Source organism: Micromonospora sp. R311 (assembly GCF_056780015.1).
The window spans coordinates 79317-94497 of record NZ_JBSWCE010000021.1; the positions used below are offsets into that span (position 1 = coordinate 79317).

The following is a 15181-nucleotide window of genomic DNA, read 5'->3' on the forward strand; positions in this document are numbered from 1 at the left end:
GCATGAGGCACCACCGCACTGCGCCGATGATTCGCTCGCTGACGCTCGCTCATGCCCGTTCCTCCGTCGTCTGCGCACCACCGCCGGCGGGGACCGCGGCGGCGTCGACCGGTTCCCGCGCGCCCGCCGCCGGGCCGCCCGTCGTACGCTCGTCGCGCAGCTGGGCGGCGGTGACCTCGCGGATGGAACTCTGCGCCGTCCCGGACAGCCGGCTGGCCAGCGCGCCGATCGCCGGCAACACGCCGTCGGGCATGAAGAGCACGACCAGCGCGAGCAGCAGCCCGGTGGCGACCAGGTGCAGCGGCGTGTTGCCGAACTCCACCTTGAAATACTCCAGCGCGACGCCGACCACGAGGGCGCCGACCAGCGGGCCGAACAGGTGCCGGACCCCGCCGAGCAGCGCCATCAGCACCAGGTAGGAGCCGGTCAGGATGGAGAACTGGAAGACCGGGTCCAGGTCGCCGAACCAGAGCGCGTAGAGCCCGCCGGCCAGCGCGGTGAACCCGGCCGAGACGACGAACACCACGAGCTTGTAGGCGAACGTCGGGGTGCCCAGCGCCTCCGCCTTGTCCTCGTCCTCCCGGATCGCCTTGAGCCCCAGGCCGAACCGCGAGCGGTCGATCAGCCACCAGGCCAGCAGCGCGAGCCCGAGCAGGCCGGCGAAGAGGAAATAGAACACCCGGTGGTGCTCCGGGCGCAGCAACCCGGGGAACGGCCGCGGCACCACCAGGCCCCGCGAGCCGCCGGTGAGCGAGGCCCAGCTCTGGAAGACCAGCAGCAGGATCAGCACCAGGGCGATCGAGACGATGACGAACGAGGCGCCGCGCACCCGCAGCGCCGCGTAGCCGATCGGCACGGCGAGCGCGGCGACCAGCAGCGCCGCGACGACCAGCGCCACGAAGCTGGGCAGTCCGGCCTTGGTGACCAGCAGCGCCGTGCCGTAGCCGCCGAGGCCGGCCAGCGCGCCGTGGCCGAGGGAGATGTAGCCGGTGAACCCGCCGACGAAGTTCCACGACGTGGAGAGCACGGCGTAGTTCAGCACCACCACGCCCGCCGAGAGGATGTACGGGTTCGGTGCCAGCGACGGGAACGACAGCACCGCGGCGGCGAGCACCAGGATCGCGACCACCTGGGCGATCCGGCCGACCCGCCGGTGCGCCGGGGTGCTGGGCGGCGTGGTGGCGCCCGACGCGGCGGCCGGGGCGGCGGTCGGGTCAGAAGCGCTGGGCAAGGCGACCTCCGAAGAATCCCTGTGGCCGGAACGCCAGCGTGGCGAACAGGGCGAGGTAGAAGATCGTCTGCGCCCAGGTGGTGCCGAGCGGGATCTGCAGCAGGCTCTGCGCCATCCCGAGCACCATGGCGGCCATCGCGGCGCCGGGCACACTGCCGAGGCCGCCGACCACGATGATGGCCATCAACGGGCCGATCCAGTGCCAGTGCAGCGACGGATAGATGGTGGTGTCGAGGGCGAGGGCGGTGCCGCCGACGGCGGCGGTGGCCAGGCCGAGGCCGAAGCCGTACCCGGCCACCCGCTCGGTCTCGATGCCGACCAGCCGGGCCGCGTCGCGGTGCTGGATGGTGGCGCGCAAAGCCCAGCCGAACGTCGTCTTCTTCATCAGCAGGTAGAGGGTCAGCAGCGCCACGACGGCGAGCCCGAACGCGATCAGCTTCACCACCGCGATGCGGGCGCCGAAGAGGCCGAAGCTGGCCGAGCCGTAGCCGAGCTGGATGCGCCGCTGGGTGCCGGTGAAGGCGTAGCCGAGCAGCCCCTCGATGGTGACCGCGATGGCGAACGTCAGCAGCACCGACATCATGGTCAGCGTCGCCGCGCGCAGCCGGGCCAGCAGCAGCCGTTGCAGCAGCACGCCGGCGCCGAAGAAGAGCGGCACGGTGACGACCATGGACAGCAGCGGGTCGACCCCCAGCCGGGCGTGCGACCACCAGGCCAGGTACGCGGCCAGGATGAGGAACGCCGAGTGGGCGATCATCACCACCCGCATGATGCCGAAGTAGAGGGTCAGGCCGGCCGCCAGGAGGGCGTAGAGCCCTCCCAGCAGCAGACCCAGGATGACGCTCTGGAAGAGCAGCGCACCGGAGGGCATCGCCGCCTACCAGGCCGGCTTCGGGTAGACGAGGTCGGCCTCCTTGGCGTCGGCCGGGAGCACGATCTGGATCTCGCCGCCCACCCACTGCTGGATCATGTGGGCGCCCTTCGGCTTGCCGGTCTCGTCCCAGGACAGCGGCCCGACGACCGTCTCCACCGTGTTCCCGCGTACCCAGTCGACCAGCTTCTGCTGGCACTCGCCCTGCTCGGCGCAGCCCACCGCCGTCACCGCCGCCGCGACGACCTGACCGGTCGTGTACGCGTTGGCCTCGTCCTCCTCGGGCGGCGTGCCGAACTGCGCGGTGTACTTCTCGACGAACTCCTTGTTGCTCGGGTAGGGCGCCTTCTGGGTGTAGCCGGTGGGCGAGAGGATCCCCTCGGTCTTGTTGCCGATGGCCGCGGCGAACTCCGGGTTCGTCGGGGCGGTGGAGAACGCGGCCAGCTTCGGCTGGTACTTCAACTGTTGGAGGGCGACGATCAGGTTCACGCCGTCCTGGTACTGCGAGCCGCCCACCACGATGTCGGCCCGGGAGGCCGCGATCTTCGCGGCGATGCTGCCGAAGTCGGTGGTGTTCGGCGGGTAGACCTCGTCGACGACCGTCCGGATGCCGGCCGCCTCCAGCTTCGCCTTGAGCCCGTACGCCGTCCCCTGCGCGAACGGGTCGTCCATGGCCGCGTACGCCGCGGTCTTCGGCCGCTGGTCGGCCGGCAGTGCCAGCAGGTAGTCGGCCAGGTGGTTGTAGTGGTCGTTGGCCACCGCCGGGGCGGCGTAGAACAGGTTCTTGAAGCCCTGCTCGAAGACCTCCTTCGCCGCGCCGGCCGGCTCGACGAAGAGCATGCCGTACTCCTCGGCCACCCGGGCCGCGGGCACCACGAGGCGGGTCGAGAACGGTCCCACCACGAGGTCGACCTGGTCGGAACCGATGAGCTGCTCGTAGTCGGCGACCACCCGGTCGGCGTTGGACTGGTCGTCGAGGATCTTCAACTCGACCTTGCGGCCGAGCAGACCCCCCTTGTCGTTCGTGATCTTCGCCCAGGCCTCGTACCCGCGCTGCACGCCCTTGCCCGGCTCGGAGAAGTCTCCGGTCAGCGGGAGGGAGATGCCGACCACGATCGGATCGTCGCTTCCGGCGGATTCCCCGCCGCCGTCACCACTGCAAGCCGCCAGCGCGAGCGTCATCGTCGCGCCGATGGCCGTCATCCATCGGATTCGCCTGTATCGGTTCGTCATCCCGCAACGCTCCTTTGCCCGGGACGGAAGCGCTTACGAAAGCGCTTTCGTAGCCTAGGCTGTGTCCTACGCCACTGGCAATACCGTCATTGCATCGATGTTTCCGGGGAGTTGCGGATGCCCAAGCCTGGCCCGAGGCTGCGCCTCGTCGACGTCGCCGAACGCGCCGGCGTCTCGCTGGCCACCGCCTCCCGCGCCCTCTCCGGCCGGGAGGGCGTCAGCGAGGAGGTCGCCCGCCGGGTCCGGCAGGTCTCCCGCGAGCTCGGCTACGTCGCCAACCCGTACGCCCGCACGCTCGCCGGCGGCGCCAGCTCCACAGTGGGCCTGGTGGTGCACCAGGTGGACGACCCGTACTTCTCCGAGATCGCCGGCGGGGTCATCCAGGTCGCCGCCGAGGAGGGGCTGCTCGTGCAGATCTGCCACTCCGGCCGCGACCCCGACAACGAGCTGCAGCAGTTGCGCCACCTCATCGCCCAGCGCGTGGGCATCATCCTGGTCGCCGGCTCCGGCTACAACGACCCCCGGATCGAGGCCGAGGCGCGCGCCGAGCTGTCGGAGTTCCAGCACGGCGGCGGCCGGGTCGCCGTCATCGGCCGGCACGCCCTGGGCGTCGACGCCGTGCTGCCGGACAACTCCGCCGGCGGCCGGGCGCTCGCCGAGCACCTGCTGGAGCTCGGCCACCGGCGGATCGCGGTCGCCGCCGGCACCGCGGCGTTGACCACCGTCGCCGACCGGCTCGCCGGCGTCGCCGCCGCGCTGAGCCGGCACGGGCTCACCCTGGACGACCTGCCCGTCGTCCACTGCGACTTCACCCGCGACGGTGGCCGCTCGGCCGCCGAGCAGATCCTGCGCGACCACCCGGAGACCACCGCGATCATCGCGCTGAACGACGCGATGGCGATCGGCGTGCTGTCCACGCTGCGCGCGCACCGCGTCCCGGTGCCCGAGCGGATGTCGGTCGTCGGCTTCGACGACGTCTCGGTGGCCGCCGACCTCGCGCCCAGCCTCACCACCATCCGGCTGCCGATGACCGACATGGGCCGGATGGCGCTGGGCCTGGCGCTCAAGCCCCGCGCGGCCCGCCCGCGCCGCCGGTCCACCGGCCACTCCCTGGTGGTACGCGACTCCACCGGCCCCGCCCCCCGCGCCTGACCCCTCCGTCGATCATGAAGGTGTTGTCGGTGACGCCGGCGTGTCGCGCCAACACCTTCATGATCGACGGGAATGCCGGCGGTGGTTTGTCGGGGTGTGCCGATCGGCCCCGCCGGGGTGGGGCCGATCGGGTCGTGCGGGGTGTGGTCGCCGGTGGGGTCAGGCGGTCGGGGCGACGGCCTTCCCGTCCGGCTCGGTACTGCCGGCCACCGCGGCCGCCCCGGCTTCGGCGATGATGCGCCGTTCCTGCTCCCGGTTGGCCAGATACTGCCGGGCGGAGTAGACCATGGCCGCTGCCCAGACCAGGTAGATGACGGCGTAGACGGTGTAGCGGACGCCGTCGGACGCGTCGATCACGTCGCTGCGCAGCAGGGTTCGGGCGTTGGTCAGGATGATGATGCCGCCGACGGCCGAGCCGAGCACCCGCGGCGGGATGTGCCGGACCAGCCAGGCGGCGATCGGCGCGGCGACGATGCCGCCGGCGAGCAGGGCCCCGACCCAGGCGTAGTTCACGCCCTCGGAGCCGATGCCGATGATGAAGCCGATGCTCGCCGCGACGGCGACGAGGAACTCACTGGTGTCGATCGAGCCGATCGTCCTGCGCGGCTCCAGGCGGCCGCTGGCCAGGATGGCGGGCGTGCCGACCGGGCCCCAGCCTCCGCCGCCGGTGGAGTCGACGAACCCGGCGACCACGCCGAGCGGGGAGAGGAACCGCTTGCGCAGCGGCTTGCCCAGGTTGCCCTTGGGCAGACCCAGGGCGGTGAACCGGATGAGGATGTAGATGCCGAGCGCGAGCAGGATGAGCGACATCAGCGGCGCGGCGGTCCCGGTCGACAGGCCGGACAGGAACGTGGCGCCCGCGAAGGCGCCGATGGCGCCGGGTATGCCGATCCTCCAGACCACCCTCCAGTCGACGTTGCCGAACCGCCAGTGCGAGGCGCCGGAGACCAGCGTGGTGCCGATCTCGGCCAGGTGCACGGTGGCCGACGCGGCGGCCGGGTTGGTGCCGATGGCCAGCAGCAGCGTCGTGGAGGTGACGCCGTAGGCCATGCCGAGACTGCCGTCGACGAGCTGGGCGCCGAGGCCGACGAGCGCGAGCAGGATGAGTTTTCGCATGTCAACCGCCAGTGAGGGTGAGGTCGGGAGATGGCCGGTCGATCGAGCGGCGCGGCCGCCGCCGGCCGGATTCTCGATATTTCCTAGTGGTTAGGTGGAGAATAGGAGTCGGGATGGCCCGCGACAAGCCCGCTTCCCACGTGCTGGTCACCGCCGAACCGATCCGGGCCCCGCGCCGGCCGGCGCCGCGCTGGTCTCCCGTCGCAATCCGCTGCACAACGGGCTGAGGTTCACCGCGCACGGGGAGGCGCGGCTGCGGCCCCGTCGCCTAGCCTCGACCCGTGGCCGTCCACGAGCTGTCCCGCGGCGACGCGCGCCGCATCGCCGTGCGGGCGCAACTGCTGGACGGTCCGCGGCCGAGCGACCTGCTCGACGTGGTGCGTCACCTGACGCTCCTCCAGATCGACCCGACCGCCGCCGTCGCACCGAGCGCCGACCTCGTGGCGTGGAGCCGACTCGGGCCGTCGTACTCGCCGGCCCGGTTGCAGGCGGCCCTGGCCGACCGCACCCTGCTCGAACTTCGGGCGATGATCCGGCCCAGCGAAGACCTGGCCCTCTACCGCGCGGAGATGGCCGAGTGGCCCGGGCGCGGCGAGCTGCGCGACTGGCAGCGGCACAACCGCGACTGGGTACGGGCCAACGACGCGTGCCGGCGGGACATCCTCGAGCGGCTCGCCACCGAGGGCCCCCTGCCGTCGCGCGAGATCCCGGACACCTGCGCGGTGCCCTGGGCGTCGACCGGGTGGACCCACCATCGCAACGTCAGCCAGCTGCTGGAGTTCATGGTGCGGCGCGGCGAGGTCGCCATCGCCGGACGCCGGGGTCGGGACCGGCTGTGGGACCTCGCCACCCGGGTCTACCCCGCCGCCCCGGCGGTCCCGGTGGACGAGGCGCGTCGCGTGCGCGACCGACGACGGCTGCGCGCGCTCGGCATCGCCCGCGCCCAGGGGCCGGAGTGCCCGGTCGAGCCGATGGACGTGGGCGTGGCGGGCGAGCCGGCCGTGGTCGAGGGCGTCAACGGCCTGTGGCGGGTCGACCCCAGCTATCTGGGTCGACCGTTCTCGGGGCGGGCGGCCCTGTTGTCACCGTTCGACCGGCTGATCCATGACCGCAAGCGCACCGTCGAGCTCTTCGGGTTCGACTACCAGCTGGAGATGTACAAGCCGGTGGCCGGGCGCCGCCGGGGCTACTACGCGCTGCCGATCCTGTACGGCGACCGGCTGGTCGGCAAGCTCGCCGCCGCCGCCGACCGCAAGGCCGGCGTACTCCGGGTCGACGCGATCCACGAGGACGTTCCCTTCGACCAGGCCACGACCGCCGCGGTGCACGCCGAGATCAAGGATCTGGCCGACTGGCTTGAGCTGGACCTCACGCTGCCCGGCCGGCCGCGGTAGCCGCCGAGGCCGGTGTGCTGCGGCGGAACAGGTCAGCAGGGCCCGGACGCGCCGGTGCGGAACGGGTCAGCCGGGCATCCGGGCGCGCAGGGCCCGAACGCACCAGTCGAGCACCGGCACCAGGGTTTCGCCGGTCACCGGCCAGCCGTTGATCACCGACAGCAAGTGCAGGTACCGCTCCCGGCGCGGGTCGCTCGCGGACTCCAGCCGAGCCACCAACCGGCGCCGAAGCTCGACGTCGTCGGGACGACCGCAGAGCCGCGCATACTCACCCATCACCGCCGCGACGACGGGGTCGGCCCGGCGGGAAACCGGATCGACGCCCGCTGTCACCGCTGGCCCGGCCTGGTCACGCGCCACCGCGACCGCGTCCCGGCGTACGCCCGTCGCGTCGCCGCGGTCGGCGGCGTGCTGCTCCACCACGCGCCGCATGCTGGCGCGGAAGCCGGGGTCCTGGGACAGCTCGGCCAGCTCCACCCACGCCTCGACCTGCTCCGCCGCCGGGTTGTCGGGCAGCTCGGGGGTCATCGAGCGGATGATGCCGGCGAACGCCGGGTCGGCGTCCAGCCCGCCGAAGGCGGCGTCGAGGAACTCACCGATCAGGCGCCGCCGTTCGTCCGCCGAGAGCTTGGCCAGCTTGTGCATGAGGTCCAACTCCTCCGGGGTGGACCCGCGCTGGGCGACCACCGTCAGGACCGCACGCCGCAACCGCAGTGTCCGGATCTGCACCGCCAGCGCCTCGGCGTGCGCCGCGGCGACCTCGGGCAGCGAGACCTCCCGGTCCACGACCTTCCGGATCGTGGCAAGGTCCAGACCCAGCTCGCGCAGCGTGCGCACCAGGTCCAACCGGGCGACGGCGTCGGGGCCGTAGCGGCGGTAGCCCGTCGGGCCACGGTCGGTCGGCGGCACGATCCCCCGGTCGGAGTAGAACCGGATGGCCTTGACCGTCAGGCCCGTCCGCCGGGCCAGATCACCGATCGAGTAGCGCGTGTCGCCGTTCATGCCCTCACCCTCACGCCTCCCCTTGCGGGAGACTCAACCCACTCCCCGGCCGGCAGCCACTTTCCGGAGCGTCCCGGGCCTCAGGCCGCATGTGAGCCGATCCTGATCGCTCAGGGCCTGCGCATAGGCCACGGAGGGCAGCGCCGTAGCCATCGGCCAGGGCCACCAGCGCCGCGTCGGATGCGCCCCGATCAATCCCCGTCAGTGCCTCTGTCGGGCCGTCGTACGAACCGGGCCAACCGCTCCCCCGCCCTGAGGTCCTCCCGCCGGTAGCGGTAGACGAGCCCCGTCACGACCTCGACGGAGGCCGCCGCGACGACACAGGGAAGGGCTCCGCCACCCGCACCGGCTTCAACGTCGAACGCCACGACCAGCGGCGGTTCCGCTCCGACGTAACGACGCACGGTCTCGCACTCGTCAAAGGTCGGCGCGCGGAACCGCGGATGGGAGAACCGGGTCGGACAGGCCAGGTAGTCGACGTCGGTGAAGTCCAGTTCCAAGCCGTGGTGGTAGGTCAGGTCGTAGCCGGCGGCGATGCGCAGTTCCGACCCGTTCCACCGGTCCACCTCCCAGTCCCACCAGGAACCCTCGGGCAGCTGCACGACCGTCACGTCACGATGATCCCATCGACCGTGGCCCCGACCGTCCTCGTCGAGACACGGGACGTTCACCAGTCGTCGCGCTGCCACCGCCCGCGAAAGCCGATCGCCGCTGTCACCGGGGCCAGGAAGGTGGCATCCGCGGTGACAGCGGCGATGACGGCGAGTCGACGGCAGAACGGCGCCGTCAGAAGTTGACGTTGACTCCGGCGGTCTTGCAGGCGGCGGTGATGTCCGCGCCGGCCTTCTCGAAGACCGGGTTGTCGGCGGCGGTGGCCGGGTCCGCGGCCGCCGCCGCCTTGGAAGCCTCCGCGCCGAACTGCTTCAACGCGGCAGCCACCTTGCTGTCGCCCCCGTCGGAGGCCAACGAGGTCACCTTCTGGTCCAGATCGGTCAGGATCTGCTTGAACACTGCCGGCGACGGGTTGCCGGACTGCATGGCGGCGACGAGCTCCGCCTTCATCTCGTCCCCGACCTTCTTCGCGGACTCGCAGAGCTCCTTGTCGCTCTTGCCACCCGTCGCAGCCGACGAGGCCGGCGCAGAGGAGGTGGCGGTCGAGGAGGGTGCCGCGGAGGCGGACGGCGCGGCCGTGGTCGCGGTGTCCTCCCCGCCACACGCGGCGAGCGCCATCAGGGAGGCACAGATCAAGACAGTAGAGGTAGCACGAAAACGCTTCACGGGCGCGCACGCTAGCCGATGTCCATGTTTTGATCAACTCCGAACCCGTGGGTCCGGAGCTTGCGAGCGGCGTCCCACCCTCGCCCTGCCTCCTCGCCGTACCGGCCATCCGCACCGCCGACGGGGAGCGACGGAGCCAACAGCCGACAGCGGCCTGACCAGGCCGACGGTCAACGAAGCTCCCACGATCATCATCTTCATCCGGAAGACTTCCGGAATCTTCAGCGGATTTCCCAGGTCCCAGTCTTGCGCACCAGAGGTTCGACGGGTCATCTCTGGATGTTGATCGAGCGCGTGCGCACCTTTACATCCAGCTCAGGCGCATGCCCCAGGGAAATCTTCTCCGCAGGGCTGGTTCCAGAACTTTTCCGAAAGTTGTTGACAACGCCTTGACGCCCGACCAATACTGACGCCGTCGAGGCCGATCCATCATCGTCGATGCCATCGCCGCGATCCGCTCCTCCGGTCGTCGTTCCGGACGACCGGCCGACCACCACCGGTTGGTACGACGCCAACGCCCGGTGGCCGCCACCGGGCCACCGAGAGCCCTCGCCGGGTCGTACCGCGCTGCTGGCCTCCCGCCAGCCGTCACGAGGAGGAAGCACCCAGATGAACGACGCCCCCATCCGATCGAGGAGCCGCACCCGCGGACGCCTGAGGATGCTCATCGGCGGTGCCTGCGCCGTCGCCCTGGTCACGGTCGGCACCACTGCCGTCCTCTCCGGCCCTGCCCACGCCCAGACCGTGACGTCGAATTCGACCGGCACTCACAACGGCTACTTCTATTCCTTCTGGAAAGACAGTGGCAACGTCTCCATGACCATGGGTAGCGGCGGCCAGTACAGCACCCAATGGAGCAACGTCAACAACTTCGTCGCCGGCAAGGGCTGGAATCCCGGCGCACGTCGGACCGTGACCTACTCCGGCACCTTCAACCCGTCCGGCAACTCGTACCTGACCCTCTACGGGTGGACGAGGAACCCGCTCGTCGAGTACTACATCGTCGACAGCTGGGGCACCTACCGGCCCCCGGGCGGTCAGGGGTTCATGGGCACTGTCAGCAGCGACGGCGGCACGTACGACATCTACCGGACGCAGCGCGTCAACGCGCCCTCCATCGAGGGCACCAGGACCTTCTATCAGTACTGGAGCGTCCGGCAGTCGAAGAGGGTGGGCGGCACCATCACGGCTGGCAACCACTTCGACGCGTGGGCACGTTACGGGATGAACCTGGGCACCCACGACTATCAGATCATGGCTACCGAGGGCTACCAGAGCAGCGGGAGCTCCAACATCACGGTGGGCGGCACCGCCCCCGGGCCCACCACCCCGCCGCCCGGTGGCGGTTGCACGGTCAGCGTCAGCCGTGGCCAAGAGTGGAGCGACCGGTTCAACGTGAACTTCTCGGTCAGCGGCAGCAGCAACTGGGTCGTCACCATCCAGACGCAGGGCGGTCAGAGCCTGCAGAACAGCTGGAACGCCTCGATCAGCGGGACCAGCGGCACCCTCACGGCCCGCCCGAACGGCAACGGCAACAACTTCGGCATCACGCTCTACAAGAACGGCAACAACACCACACCCACCGCGAGCTGCGCGACCGGCTGACCCTGATGCGCGGGGTGGGGCGCCGGCGGTTCGATCGGCACCCCACCCCGCTCCGGGCAACCACCGATGCGGCGGGGCCATGCGAACGGAGAAGCTCCACCTCGCCGCCATCCTCATCCGCACGCGACGTGCCGGGCCCTGAGCCCGACCTTGCTGCCCCTCAGCATGCGAGCTTCCTATCCGAGCGGGCTGACCAGCTGCCCGGCGGGTGCGGCGGAAGGCGCAGGTCCCGAAAGCACCCCAAAGTGGTCGCTCGCCCACACCCCGTTCGACCGGTCCGGCGAACACCCGCCGGCGGTCCACCACGTCAAGGGTTGCGCCGTGCTGCCTCATCGTCTGTTACTCAGGGCAGTGATCTCACGACCGTCGTTGGTATGTTCGCGGGCATGAGTCGGGGGCGAAAGTCTGGCGGTCGCAACACCCGCCAGCGAGGGTCGGCGGAGGAGCGCGCCGAGGCGGTGGAGACCTACCGTGAGTCAGTAGAACGGCTCCAGCACTCGGCGTACCGCAATCTGCGGCAGATGGTCGCCAACGCGGCGATCTTCTTCGCCGCGGTCGCCACCTGGATGATCGTCATCGGTGAGGTCACGCCGGCCCGGTTGCCCTGGTACGCGGCCTCGATCGTGGGAGGGGCGCTCGGTCTGGGCACGTACGCGGTGCGTCAGCCGCGTCCCCGCCTGTACCTGCTCGTCGCCGCGGTCGTCCTCGCGGTTGTCGGCCTGGCCGGCGCCTTCGTCGTCGACTAGGGCGCGTCGGGATGAGTCTGGTCGTCGAGCCCGACGCGGTGACCGGTTTCGCGCGGCAGGTCGACCGTGCGGCCGGGGACGTGTGGGAGATCCGCAGCTACTTCAACCGCCACGCCGAAGCCGGCACCGGCGGTGAAGAGTTCAGCATCGCCAAGGCCGGTCACGAACACGCCGTCGACGTCATCAACGCCACCCTCAACCGGTTGGCTTGTCTCCTGGAAGCCTCCGCCCCCGAGCTACGAGCCGCCGCCGGCTACTACCGCACCACCGACCTCGCCGCCGCCGACAGCCTCGACCGCACCCTGCCCGCCGCCGTCGACCGTTGCATCACCCGACTCGAACTGGAGCTGGCGGACAACCCCTGCGCGCCGGCGAACTTCGTCGACCCACGGGACGTCGCCGGTCACCTCACCCCGCCACCCGAGCCGGAGAACCCGCCCAACGCCCTGGGCTTCATGGACTACCTGAGCCCATCGTCGTGGGCCAACAGCGCCTTCGACATCGTCTTCGGCTTCAACCCCATCGAGCAGATCCAGCACCGCGTCTTCGGCGACTGGGAAACCCTCGCCGCGATGGCCCCCGTCATCAGCAACATCGGGGGCGCACTGCACGACCTGGCCTACAACGTCCAGTCCGGCACCAGCACGCTCCGCCCTCAGTGGCAGGGAGTCGCCGGTGACGGAGCCTTCCGCTACTTCACCACCACCGCCAACGCCGTCGCCGACCTCCACGACCCGCTCGGCCGCATCGGCAAGGCCTACCAGGACATGGCCGACGCCGTCTGGTCCGCCGGCGAAGCACTCGGCGGCGTCATCAAGAGCCTCCTCGACGCCGCTATCATCGCCGGCATCGCCGCCGCCGCAGGAACCGCCACCAGCGGCACCGGCGTCGGCGCCGCAGTGGGCTACGGCCTCGCCGCCGCCGAGGTCGCCAACATGCTCCGCCTCTGGGGCCAAGCCACCAAACTCTGCCAACAACTCACCGCCGCCGTGCTCGCCTTCCGCGCCACCCTCAACCGGGAACTCAGCGACCTCGACACCGTCGTCCTCCCCGCCCTCCCCGACGGTGGCCGCTACGACCACCCCCTCGCCGGCGCGAGAGGCTAGCCGGCAGTGGACGACATCGACGACATCGCCGGCGGGGACGAGCAGCGAGCGCGAGCACTTCGAGCCGCCCTCGACCAGCTCCGCGGCAGCCCCAACCCCGTCCTCCGGGAGATGGCCGCTGCCATCCAGAAGGGTGAACTCGGCCTCCGTGAGGCCGCGGCAAGCAGTACCTACGGCGCCGAACTGAGCCAACCCTTCCAGACCTTCTGGACGGCCTACCAGGAGATGCCACCGCCGGAGGGCGAAGACCTCCCCCCGCACGGGGACGACTGACTCGCACCACGGGTCGGTCCGCAGGCGCTGGTCCGCTGCCCGGTATTCGTACTCGTGTTGCGCGCGTCCGTGTGCAGCCGACTGTCCTGCGTCGACTGATGACGGACATTCGTCCGCCCAACCGGGCTGGCGCGTTGGTCCGGCCAGGAGCGCGCACGGGTCCCGCGTGTTGATCGTGCTCCGCGGGCAGAGGCACGAGGATGGCGGGCGGCTGCGTAGCCCGCGCTGTCGGGTGCGGGGCTCGGCGACGAGCTGGCGCCGGTTAAATCCCTGGTCGGCCGATAGGCGTATCACCGATGATTGCGGCCATGGCCACGACCCGACGAGCTGACCTGTTCACCGCCGGGGCGCTCGACGGCCGCCTGGGTGGCAATGCCGCCTCGATCCGGGCGACGGCCCACGCTCTGGCGAAGGTCGACTCGGCCGTGGCCATGGTGCTCGTCGAGGGCATCAGCGACCAGATCGCACTGGAAACGGCCGCAGTGGGCCGCGGCCGGGATCTCGAGGCGGAGCGGGTCGTGATCGTGCCGATCGGCGGGGCGCACGCGATCGGCCGCTTCCTGACGAGCTTGGCCCCCCTGAGCACCCGGGTGCGACTCGCCGGTCTGTGCGACCTGCGTGAGGAGGAGATATTCCGGCGCGGGCTGGACGTGGCCCACGTTGGCTCACCGCGCACGCGCACCGACATGGAGCACCTCGGGTTCTACGTCTGCGTCAAGGATCTGGAGGACGAGTTGATCCGCGCGCTGGGTACCGCACGGGTCGAAGCGCTCTTCGACTCGCAGGGCGACCTCCGATCGTTCCGCTCGTTCCAGAGCCAGCCCGCCTGGCGAGGCCGGGAGCCCGAAGCGCAGATGTGGCGGTTCCTCCGCAGCAGCTCGCGCCGTAACCAGCGCTACGCACGCCTGCTCGTCGAGGCGGCAGTTGGCCGGGACACCTTGCCGCGGCCGCTCGACGCGCTGCTCGCCGCCGTTTGACCCACCGAAGGTCAAGCCCTCGACGGTAGGTCCGAAAGGTGCCGGCACCGACACCGCCATCGCCGCCCGATTGGTCGCCGCCAGGGTGACGCGCCACAGTTCCCGCCGGAAGCCCCGGGTTGTCACGGCACATGCGCACGGTGCCCTGCCAGTCTGCGGCGGGGTTCAGGTTACGAGCAGGCGAAGGCCGAGCTCTGCTGCGTCGAGAGCGACGAGGTCGCGGTTGCGTTCGGCCCACCGGCCTGAGACAAGGTCTGCCCGGAGGCTGCGCACTGCCCGCTGCTCGGCCTCCGGGCCGACTCTGGCCCATACCGATACTCCGCGGCGTACCCGATCGTCCAGGTATGCCTCGGGTCGGCGCCAGTAGGCCTCGAAGAGGCCGTCGGCGCAGTCCCACGGAATGAGCACCGGCTCCGTGCGGGCTCCGATCGCGCGGGCCTGCTCGGTCAGCGAAGGTCGGCCGGCGAGAAGGTCTGCGACCTCGGGCAGGTAGTCGCGGGTAAGCCAGAACCGGCGGCGCCATCCGGTGTCACTGGCGTCGTGCGTGAACACCACCACGCGGCGGGCCACGCGCCGCATCTCGCGCAGCCCGGCGATCGGGTCCGGCCAGTGGTGAACGGTGGAAACAGCCATCGCCGCGTCGAAGGACTGGTCCTCGAAGGGGAGGCTCTCCGCGGCGGCAGCCACGGACGGCGCTGCGCCTGCGGGGCGCTGCGCCCGCATGAGCGCCGACGGTTCCACCGCGGTGACGTCGCGGTCGGGGGGCTCGTAGGAGCCGGTGCCGGCCCCGACATTCAGTACCGTCCGCGCATCGCCGAGCGCGGCCCAGATCCGTGCGGCGATCCGCGGCTCGGTGCGCCGCGTCACGGTGTAGGTGGCTCCGATGGTGTCGTACAACCGGCCGCTGGACATGTCGCTGCCTCCCTGGCTGTCACCATCCCACGCCGCTGGCGTGGCCTGGCCTCGCCGCCCTCATATCGTTTGGATGTATCGCTCCGATATGTTGGCAAGGTACGTGTGGGGGCGTCGCGAGCGCAAGTACCCCTGCTGCCCGGTCCATTCCCGCTCTGCCCGCGCGGCGGCACCGCGACGCCAACCGCGCCCTCTGGCGCTTCACCCTGGTCCGCGTGCGATGCCATCGACCCGCCAAGGAATACGTCACCCGCCGCACGCCGAGGGCAGACCAAGACGGAGATG

The 15181-nt window shown here is 70.9% G+C and carries 14 protein-coding genes and 1 pseudogene; 7 read left to right on the forward strand and 8 right to left on the reverse strand.

The window, feature by feature from the left end:
- Positions 1–49: 49 nt before the first annotated feature.
- Genes AC1WTP_RS19105 through AC1WTP_RS19115 form a run of 3 tightly spaced genes read right to left on the reverse strand, consistent with a single transcriptional unit; the run spans position 50 to position 3215 of the window.
- A complete protein-coding gene (locus AC1WTP_RS19105) occupies positions 50–1231 on the reverse strand; it encodes a branched-chain amino acid ABC transporter permease (protein WP_481650621.1) in 1182 nt (393 codons plus the stop codon).
- Positions 1215–2102 carry a branched-chain amino acid ABC transporter permease gene (locus tag AC1WTP_RS19110; RefSeq protein ID WP_481650622.1) on the reverse strand — a complete coding sequence of 296 codons (888 nt, stop codon included), beginning with the start codon at positions 2100–2102 and terminating at the stop codon, positions 1215–1217. The genes AC1WTP_RS19105 and AC1WTP_RS19110 overlap by 17 nt, the downstream gene beginning before the upstream one ends.
- Before the next feature lie 6 nt (positions 2103–2108).
- The gene (locus tag AC1WTP_RS19115; protein ID WP_481650623.1) at positions 2109–3215 is read right to left on the reverse strand and encodes an amino acid ABC transporter substrate-binding protein; all 1107 of its coding nucleotides are present in this window, start codon (positions 3213–3215) and stop codon (positions 2109–2111) included.
- 237 nt (positions 3216–3452) lie between these two features.
- On the opposite strand from AC1WTP_RS19115, the gene AC1WTP_RS19120 reads away from it, so the two are divergent.
- A complete protein-coding gene (locus AC1WTP_RS19120) occupies positions 3453–4487 on the forward strand; it encodes a LacI family DNA-binding transcriptional regulator (protein ID WP_481650624.1) in 1035 nt (344 codons plus the stop codon).
- A gap of 159 nt (positions 4488–4646) precedes the next feature.
- On the opposite strand, the gene AC1WTP_RS19125 is transcribed toward AC1WTP_RS19120, so the two are convergent.
- A complete protein-coding gene (locus AC1WTP_RS19125) occupies positions 4647–5603 on the reverse strand; it encodes a sulfite exporter TauE/SafE family protein (protein WP_481650625.1) in 957 nt (318 codons plus the stop codon).
- 281 nt (positions 5604–5884) lie between these two features.
- On the opposite strand from AC1WTP_RS19125, the gene AC1WTP_RS19130 reads away from it, so the two are divergent.
- On the forward strand, positions 5885–6997 hold the full coding sequence (locus AC1WTP_RS19130) for a DNA glycosylase AlkZ-like family protein (RefSeq protein WP_481650626.1): 1113 nt from the start codon (positions 5885–5887) through the stop codon (positions 6995–6997).
- Between the two features lie 66 nt (positions 6998–7063).
- Here the strand turns inward: AC1WTP_RS19130 and AC1WTP_RS19135 are convergent, their stop codons facing one another.
- From AC1WTP_RS19135 to AC1WTP_RS19145, 3 genes are all read right to left on the reverse strand, one after another.
- Entirely contained in the window at positions 7064–7999 is a 936-nt protein-coding gene (locus AC1WTP_RS19135) for a MerR family transcriptional regulator (protein WP_481650627.1), read from the reverse strand.
- Between the two features lie 191 nt (positions 8000–8190).
- Complete coding sequence (locus AC1WTP_RS19140; protein WP_481650628.1) at positions 8191–8610, reverse strand: hypothetical protein; 420 nt, start codon at positions 8608–8610, stop codon at positions 8191–8193.
- Between the two features lie 175 nt (positions 8611–8785).
- Complete coding sequence (locus AC1WTP_RS19145; RefSeq protein WP_481650629.1) at positions 8786–9277, reverse strand: hypothetical protein; 492 nt, start codon at positions 9275–9277, stop codon at positions 8786–8788.
- 609 nt (positions 9278–9886) lie between these two features.
- Here AC1WTP_RS19145 and AC1WTP_RS19150 point away from each other — a divergent pair.
- The 5 genes from AC1WTP_RS19150 to AC1WTP_RS19170 all read left to right on the forward strand — a co-directional run bounded on the left by AC1WTP_RS19150 (position 9887) and on the right by AC1WTP_RS19170 (position 13984).
- Positions 9887–10882: a glycoside hydrolase family 11 protein gene (locus AC1WTP_RS19150; protein WP_481650630.1), complete on the forward strand. Its 996-nt coding sequence runs from the start codon at positions 9887–9889 to the stop codon at positions 10880–10882.
- Between the two features lie 386 nt (positions 10883–11268).
- Positions 11269–11628 (forward strand): hypothetical protein, encoded by a 360-nt coding sequence (locus AC1WTP_RS19155; protein ID WP_481650631.1) that lies wholly within the window; start codon positions 11269–11271, stop codon positions 11626–11628.
- Positions 11629–11639: 11 nt separating this feature from the next.
- Entirely contained in the window at positions 11640–12734 is a 1095-nt protein-coding gene (locus AC1WTP_RS19160) for a WXG100 family type VII secretion target (protein ID WP_481650632.1), read from the forward strand.
- A 6-nt stretch (positions 12735–12740) separates the two neighbouring features.
- Positions 12741–13007 carry a hypothetical protein gene (locus tag AC1WTP_RS19165; RefSeq protein WP_481650633.1) on the forward strand — a complete coding sequence of 89 codons (267 nt, stop codon included), beginning with the start codon at positions 12741–12743 and terminating at the stop codon, positions 13005–13007.
- A gap of 308 nt (positions 13008–13315) precedes the next feature.
- The gene (locus AC1WTP_RS19170; protein ID WP_481650634.1) at positions 13316–13984 is read left to right on the forward strand and encodes a TOPRIM nucleotidyl transferase/hydrolase domain-containing protein; all 669 of its coding nucleotides are present in this window, start codon (positions 13316–13318) and stop codon (positions 13982–13984) included.
- A gap of 165 nt (positions 13985–14149) precedes the next feature.
- On the opposite strand, the pseudogene AC1WTP_RS19175 reads toward AC1WTP_RS19170, so the two are convergent.
- Positions 14150–14884: pseudogene (locus AC1WTP_RS19175) on the reverse strand (class I SAM-dependent methyltransferase); the annotation flags it as partial.
- Positions 14885–15181 lie beyond the last annotated feature (297 nt).